General features: G+C 67.8%; 5 protein-coding genes. 3 read left to right on the forward strand and 2 right to left on the reverse strand.

All coding sequences use genetic code 11. The features are described from left to right. The coding region (gene pdxA, locus G3N99_RS35500; protein WP_206124686.1) for a 4-hydroxythreonine-4-phosphate dehydrogenase PdxA at positions 1-824 on the forward strand (824 nt) is incomplete at its 5' end. A 49-nt stretch (positions 825-873) separates the two neighbouring features. Continuing rightward, positions 874-1,701 carry a 16S rRNA (adenine(1518)-N(6)/adenine(1519)-N(6))-dimethyltransferase RsmA gene (gene rsmA / locus G3N99_RS35505; protein WP_122474319.1) on the forward strand — a complete coding sequence of 276 codons (828 nt, stop codon included), beginning with the start codon at positions 874-876 and terminating at the stop codon, positions 1,699-1,701. Between the two features lie 94 nt (positions 1,702-1,795). Here rsmA and G3N99_RS35510 read toward each other — a convergent pair whose 3' ends face one another. Then, positions 1,796-2,731, reverse strand: a complete 936-nt coding sequence (locus G3N99_RS35510; RefSeq protein WP_206124687.1) for a DMT family transporter — start codon at positions 2,729-2,731, stop codon at positions 1,796-1,798. 366 nt (positions 2,732-3,097) lie between these two features. Between G3N99_RS35510 and gloA the strand changes: the two genes are divergently transcribed. Beyond that, positions 3,098-3,487, forward strand: a complete 390-nt coding sequence (gloA, locus tag G3N99_RS35515; RefSeq protein ID WP_174940245.1) for a lactoylglutathione lyase — start codon at positions 3,098-3,100, stop codon at positions 3,485-3,487. Positions 3,488-3,596: 109 nt separating this feature from the next. Here gloA and G3N99_RS35520 read toward each other — a convergent pair. Beyond that, positions 3,597-4,351: SprT family zinc-dependent metalloprotease (locus G3N99_RS35520; RefSeq protein ID WP_206124688.1), on the reverse strand; the 755-nt coding region annotated here is incomplete at its 5' end.

A 4,351-nucleotide genomic window follows, 5' to 3' on the forward strand; every position in this document is an offset into this window, starting at 1 on the left:
GCGCCGACCGGGCCACGCTGGCCGGCAGCGGGCCGGTGTCGGTCGCGCATCACGCGCTCGCCGTGCCCGTGCAGGCGGGCCAGCTGGACGCCGCGAACGGCCCGTACGTGCTCGGGTTGCTCGACGCGGCGATCGACGGCGCACTGGCAGGCCGGTACGACGCGATCGTCACCGCGCCGCTGCAGAAGAGCACGATCAACGATGCGGGCGTGCCGTTCACCGGCCATACCGAATACCTGGCGGATCGCACGCATACGCCGCGTGTCGTGATGATGCTGGCCGGTACCGGCCACAAGCCGCTGCGCGTCGCGCTCGCGACCACGCATCTGCCATTGAAGGACGTGTCGGCCGCACTCACGATCGACGGGCTCGTCGAGACGCTCGCGATCATTGATCGCGACCTGCGGCGCGACTTCGGTCTGGCCGCACCGCGCATCCTCGTGACGGGCCTGAATCCGCACGCGGGCGAGAACGGTTATCTCGGTCGCGAGGAGATCGACGTGATCTCGCCGGCGCTGGCCCGTGCGAACGCGCAAGGCATCGACGCGCGCGGCCCGTATCCGGCCGACACGCTGTTCCAGCCGCGCCATCTCGCCGATGCCGATTGCGTGCTCGCGATGTTCCATGACCAGGGGCTGCCCGTGCTGAAGTACGCGACGTTCGGCGAGGGCATCAACGTGACGCTCGGGCTGCCGATCATCCGGACATCGGTCGATCACGGCACGGCGCTCGATCTGGCCGGCACGGGCCGAGCGGATCCGGGCAGCATGATCGCCGCGCTCGACACGGCCGTCACGATGGCGCGCCATCGCCGCACGACCTGACGCGGCCCGGCTTTACCTCTTTCGTCGTATTTTTCGTTTTACTCAGTCGATGTCGAACAGCAGACAGCACCAAGGCCATTTCGCGCGCAAGCGCTTCGGGCAGAACTTCCTCGTCGATCACGGCGTGATCGACTCGATCGTCTCGACGATCGGCCCCGCGCGCGGCCAGCGCATGGTCGAGATCGGCCCCGGCCTCGGCGCGCTGACCGGGCCGCTGATCGAGCGCCTCGCGACGCCCGAGTCGCCGCTGCATGCGGTCGAGCTCGACCGCGACCTGATCGGGCGCCTGCAGCAACGCTTCGGCGCGCTGCTCGAACTGCACGCGGGCGACGCGCTCGCGTTCGATTTCCGGTCGCTCGCGGCGCCCGGCGACAAGCCGTCGCTGCGGATCGTCGGCAACCTGCCGTACAACATTTCCAGCCCGCTGCTGTTTCACCTGATGACGTTCGCTGATGCGGTCATCGACCAGCACTTCATGCTGCAGAACGAAGTCGTCGAGCGGATGGTCGCGGAGCCGGGCACGAAGGCGTTTTCGCGTCTATCGGTGATGCTGCAGTACCGCTACGTGATGGAGAAGATGCTCGACGTGCCGCCGGAATCGTTCCAGCCGCCGCCGAAGGTCGATTCGGCGATCGTCCGGATGATTCCGTACGAGCCGCACGAACTGCCGGACGTCGATCCCGTGTTGCTCGGCGAAGTCGTCACCGCCGCGTTCTCGCAGCGCCGCAAGATGCTGCGCAATACGCTCGGCGACTATCGCGAGACGATCGATTTCGACGCGCTCGGCTTCGATCTCGCGCGCCGTGCGGAGGATGTGAGCGTGGCCGAATACGTCGGCGTTGCGCAGGCGCTCGCGGCGGTGCGCAAGGCCGGTTGAGGCCGGGCACGCGCACTGGACCGGATGTGCGAAAAAGGCTGCCCGGCGGGCAGCCTTTTTTATTGCGTGGATGCGTGCGAGTTGCGCACGGTTGTCATGCCCGCCGGCGTGGCGGCGCGTTGACGAGCGCGATGCCGGTCAGCACGAGCGCGGCCGCGGACATGAAGCGCCAGCCGACCGATTCGCCGAGCAGCAGCACGCCGAACGCGACGCCGAACAGCGGCGACAGGAACGTGAAGACCGACAGCCGCGACGCGCTGTAGCGCGTCAGTAGCCAGAACCACGACAGGTAGCTGACGAACGCGACGATCACCGACTGGTATGCGAGGCTGGCCATCGCGACCGGCGTGACGTGCGCGAACGACACCTGGCCGAACAGTGCGGCCAGCGCGACCAGCACGACCGCCGATACCGCGAGCTGGTAGAACAGCGTCTTGCTCGCGCTCGCCCGCGCGAGCGCCGTCGAGCGCACGACGACCGTCGTCGCAGCCCACATCGCGCCGCCGAGGATCCCGAGCGCATCGCCTGCCAGCCCGGCCAGTACCGATGCGCCGGGTGCGCGCGGCTTCAGGAAGCCGTCCGCGAATGCGAGCGCGATGCCGGCGAATGCCAGGCCGACGCCGGCCCACTGCGTGCGCTGCAATCGTTCGCCCGGTGCGAACAGGTGCAGGCCGAGCGCGGTGAAGCACGGCGCCGTGTACAGGAAGATCGCCATGTGCGACGCACTCGTCAGCGTCAGCCCGAAGAACACGCAGATGAATTCGCCGGCGAACAGCGCCCCGGCCGCGAGACCCGCGCCGAACGTGCCGTCTGCCTGGAACAGCGGCGTACCGCGTGAGCGGGCCCAGCCCCATAGCAGCACCGCCGCGATCACCGAGCGCAGCCCGGCCTGGAACATCGGCGCGATCGCGGCGTTCGTGCTCTTGATTGCGACCTGCTGGAAGCCCCAGATCGCGCACAGCAGCAGCATCAGGCCGACGGCGCGCGTGTCGAGCGCACGGCGCACGGGGGCGGCGGTGAGCGTGGTCATCGGCGAACCTCGCCGGTTCGACGTGGTGACTGCAGGATCGGGAGGGGCGCGCATCCGGCGCGCTCGAATCGGCGGTTTCGCACGGCAGTGTGGCTGTAGGGGAGAGTGGTGGTCGCGTTCGGGCAGTGGGGGATGCCCGTTTTTGGTGCGGGGTGGAACGATGTTACCCGATCGGCGCGGTAGCCGGGCGAGCCGGAACGTGCTGTTTTCCGCCGTTACGCTCGCGCTGGCCGGTGCGGACGGGCCCTATCGGCCGCGCGCCGGCATTGAGCTCCCGGTTGGCCGTCCGGCCAGGCGCCCCCGGCGAAGTTCACCCGACTCTGGTAGAGTTCCCGGTTCTGGAAAGTCCCCACAGGAGTACAACACATGCGATTGCTGCATACGATGCTGCGAGTCGGCGATCTCGACCGCTCGATCAAGTTCTACACCGAATTGCTCGGCATGAAGGTGCTGCGCCGCGACGACTATCCGGAAGGCAAGTTCACGCTCGCATTCGTCGGCTACGGCGATGAAAGCAACAACACGGTGATCGAACTGACCCACAACTGGGACACCCCGTCCTACGATCTCGGCAACGGCTTTGGCCACCTCGCGCTGGAAGTCGACGACGCGTACGCGGCCTGCGACAAGATCAAGGCGCAAGGCGGCAAGGTCACGCGCGAAGCGGGCCCGATGAAGCACGGTACGACCGTGATCGCGTTCGTCGAGGATCCGGACGGCTACAAGATCGAGTTCATCCAGAAGAAGGCGCACTGAGCGCCGGATGAGCCGGGCTGCGGCGTGCGATGTGCGCCGCAGCAGCAAAAAAGGGCGATGCGGGGTGACCCGCATCGCCCTTTTTTCGTTGGCGGCAACGCCATGCTCGTCAAAGCGACGGCAGCAGCTCTGGCGGGTGATGCTTGAGCGTGTGTCGCGCTTCGCGGAATTCGGGGAAGATCGATTCGACGGTCTGCCAGAAGGCCGGGCTGTGGTTCATCTCGCGCAGGTGCGACAGCTCGTGCGCGACGACGTAGTCGATGATCGACATCGGGAAATGGATCAGCCGCCAGTTCAGCCGGATCTTGCCGTCGCTCGAGCAGCTGCCCCAGCGCGTCGCGGCCGACGACAGCGCGTACATCGAATACGTGACGCCGAGTTTCTCCGCGTAGACGACGAGGCGCTCGCCGAAGATCCGCTTGGCTTCGCCCTGCAGCCAGCCCTGCACGCGATCCTTGATCTGCTGCATGTCGGCCTGCACGGGCAGCGGCAGCGAGAGCCGTAGCGCATCGGCGTCGAACGCGACGGCGCCCGCGCCGAGCGCGATCGTCACCGTCTTGCCGAGATACGGGAGCTGCGCGCCGTCGCGCCAGTCGATCTGCGGCAGCGCGCGCTGCTCGGTGCGCGTCTTCCACTCCGCGAGCTTCGCGAAGATCCAGCGTTGTTTCTCGGAGATCGCGGCTTCGATGTCGGCGAGCGTGACCCAGCGCGGCGCGGTGATCGACAGTCCGCTGCCGTCGATCGTGAAGCCGATCGTGCGGCGCGCGGAGCGCTTCAGGCGGTATTCGAGCACGCGGCTGTCGAGTGCGAACGTGCGCACGCGCGAGCGGTCGGGCGCCGGGCCCGGATCGAGCGGCGCGGCGG

The organism is Burkholderia sp. Ac-20392, assembly GCF_017104585.1.
Classification (GTDB): Bacteria; Pseudomonadota; Gammaproteobacteria; order Burkholderiales; family Burkholderiaceae; genus Burkholderia; species Burkholderia lata.

Bases quoted from the DNA above. Each gene is read 5' to 3' on its own strand.
- rsmA (WP_122474319.1), top strand. From the start codon at position 874: ATGTCGAACAGCAGACAGCACCAAGGCCATTTCGCGCGCAAGCGCTTC.
- G3N99_RS35510 (WP_206124687.1), bottom strand. From the start codon at position 2,731: ATGACCACGCTCACCGCCGCCCCCGTGCGCCGTGCGCTCGACACGCGC.
- gloA (WP_174940245.1), top strand. From the start codon at position 3,098: ATGCGATTGCTGCATACGATGCTGCGAGTCGGCGATCTCGACCGCTCG.